The 2,839-nt window shown below is 53.5% G+C and carries 1 protein-coding gene and 1 tRNA gene; both read right to left on the bottom strand.

Translation table 11 applies throughout. From position 1 onward, the window contains the following. Positions 1-339: 339 nt before the first annotated feature. Positions 340-415 (bottom strand) — tRNA-Ala (locus tag FS320_RS41170). Between the two features lie 1,825 nt (positions 416-2,240). Continuing rightward, positions 2,241-2,558: a hypothetical protein gene (locus tag FS320_RS41155; RefSeq protein ID WP_152718342.1), complete on the bottom strand. Its 318-nt coding sequence runs from the start codon at positions 2,556-2,558 to the stop codon at positions 2,241-2,243. Positions 2,559-2,839 lie beyond the last annotated feature (281 nt).

Here is a 2,839-nt window from a genome sequence, read left to right as displayed (position 1 = left end):
CAGGCGCCCACCGTCGAAAGCAGCGGTGATCTTCTTGCGGCCAACGGCTGGAAACGGGAAGGTGGCAGGTGTATCGTCCGGCATGGCGAGTGTGGCACAGGGCAATTGGTGGCAGGGATTAGTCTCAACAACCAAATCCTACGCTGCTTCAAGTGCTTAAGCTACACTCGCCAGCCTTCATCAACCTTCCCATGCATAAGAACGGCTAGGTCGTTTCCGATCGCCGAGGGTAAGGAATCGTAAGCTCGCCGAAGAAATAGACCGGGTTCGACTACTTGCCTATTGGTTACCCGGTCAAGCAGATATCAAGGCGCCCCAAGTCGAAGTCATTGCAAGACTTGGTGGAGCTGAGGGGAATCGAACCCCTGACCTCTGCAGTGCGATTGCAGCGCTCTCCCATCTGAGCTACAGCCCCGGTCGATTCCATCGAGCCAAGTGGCGCAAGCTCGAACACCAAACAAATCAATCTGTTCGAGGGAAAACATAGCATCATCAAGGGAGCCGACAATAGGGTTCTCAGGGTTATCCTGAGGCCTCTTTAGACCGCCTGTCACGCTCCCGTTGTGACACCGCTGTGACAAGCCGAGTGAACCCACGACATCCAGGATGCCATTGGTGGCTGGGGCACCAAGACTGCGGGCATGGGCTATGGTGAGGGGTATCGCTTGGAGCAACTCAAGGGTTGGTTGGACAAGGTGGTGTTGAAAGGAGTCTTTTAGAGCGGAATAAGCCTAGTCATGTTGCCCCTCACGTTGCGCTGTTGTTTTCCTATGGCTGACGGGAGAAGGACTGTTCTGGTTTGATTGAGGCTTTGAATCGCAGCAGGGGAGCTTGCGCTGCTTGTTCCGCAGCTCCGTAAGCATCTTCAGATAAGGTGCCCGTTTTTTGCGGTATGTTGAGATTAAGGCTTCTCGCATGACCTTCTTGAGGTCTCTATGGACAGGGCTTCGTCTTATCCTAAGAAATTCAGGCTCATATTGGGAATCTATATCGCTCAACGCTCGCGACAACCAAAGGATTTCCAAGTCTATTTCCGATAGAATACCTCTGGTGATAGGCTTTTGCTCGTTGAGCATGGTTAGCTTAACTTCTTTGCGCAACATAATGCCTCTGGCTTGCTACGAGCTTATGAGGAAATATTAACTTCATAAACACATAATGAGCAACGAGAGTGGCCTCATCTTAGTAGGTAGACTATTCTGCTCTGAGGGATTACCTCAGGGAAAAATGTCAATCTCCAATACCTCATAGTTTTACAGCATGTTGCAAGCCCCAGCGGTCGATTGAAGGCGTTGATCGCAATGATGGTAGTGCTTCGGGCCTACACCCACTTTACGGAGCGGCCTTGGGGCGGGGAGGCAAGGGATCACTCCCCTCAGCCTCCAGAGGGTCTGGCCCGTTGCCTACAACGATAGCCAATGGGGCACTGAGGGGTATCGGCTGTTGGAACCCAAACAGGGTCTAACGTCTCACCCAACGCACATTGACCATTTCCTCCGACATAACGGTCGTAGGTTGTGGGGCCGGTATTGAGGACGATGGCACCTTCTGCAGCAACCAGTTCTCGTGCCTGACTACACACCATCCGCAAGGTCAGAGGATGGCTCTGGGCTAGGGCGCTGGAACCCATGACCATGAGGACGATGGCAGCACACGTCAGCTTCAGGTGTTCCATTGCCGCCTCCAGAGGGGGCATGTTGGAGTAAGCCTTTGTCAGGATGCTATCAGGCAATCAGTGACAGCACGGTCGCGCAGATATTCATGGCCACCACTGTTCCGGCCAGCCATAAGGCAACAGGTGGGGAACGCGTCTCAAGATCAGCAGCTTGAAAGTGGGGCAGGGCTTGGATCGCAGACTGTGTGTCTCTAAGGGTCATTGTCCATCACTCCGGTTAGGGTGAGGCGCTGAAGACCCAAAGAGGATGACGCTGATTGACTATGTTGGCGGTGTTTTCCCGCACGTTAGGGCACAGGATAGTTGTCTCTTAATAGATTGAAAGACTTGGTGAATTGACCCGCTGACGTGCCGGGATGACACTGGCCATGGGCTGGGAGTTCATTGGTCCTCCCTGAAACTCAGGCTCCCCTACGGAGCCTTTTCTTTGCCCGGCAACACATTGCGGCCGAGGTTGGCCTTGAACTCAGGCCGTGACAGGGTTGAAGCTTCACTTGAGCCAACAGAAGTCAGCCTGAGCCTCCGACCTCCTCAGCGGATATTCAGTGCAAGCAGCATTTAAGCCCTACCAGCCACTGTCGTAATACTCACGATAGGGGCCGCGTCTGTAGACACGAGGATAAGGCTGCTCGTCGTAGGACCTGCGATAGTTTTGAGACGGGCGATAGTACTCTTGGGCATAGCCTCTGCGCCGATAGGAGCGACCATTACCATAGAAGGCACCATCGGGGCCATAGTAACCCGGGCCATAAGGACCAGCCACCATGCCGTTACGCCACGTTCCTGTGCTTTCCCCTGCTTGGACTGGATGGGGCCAGATCGCGACAACTCCCGACAGCATCAAAGCCGCCAAGCCTGTCTTCATAAGACCAGAATAAAGCATTTTGCCCTCCGCAAAGGATGTGTATGAAACAACCCCAAGAAACCAAGCTTCGTTCCTGATGAGTCTTTTACAACTATTGCACTTGGCGGATGAATTTCCGGTGAATAGATTGAACCTGCAAAATTCATGGACAAGTAGATCAGGGCACTGCTGCTTCCTAAGAAACAGCGCCCGTGGAAGCGTCAACAGCGACCTCCTGCAGCACAAAGCCGAAGGCCTTGGCGCGGCGGTGCAGATTATCGATCACCCGCTTCCGATATCGCTCCTCGTAATAGGACGCT

This window comes from Microvirga tunisiensis, assembly GCF_009296175.1.
Taxonomy (GTDB): Bacteria; Pseudomonadota; Alphaproteobacteria; order Rhizobiales; family Beijerinckiaceae; genus Microvirga; species Microvirga tunisiensis.
Note: the sequence above shows the minus strand (reverse complement) of the source record. Positions and strands in the feature narration are given on the sequence as shown.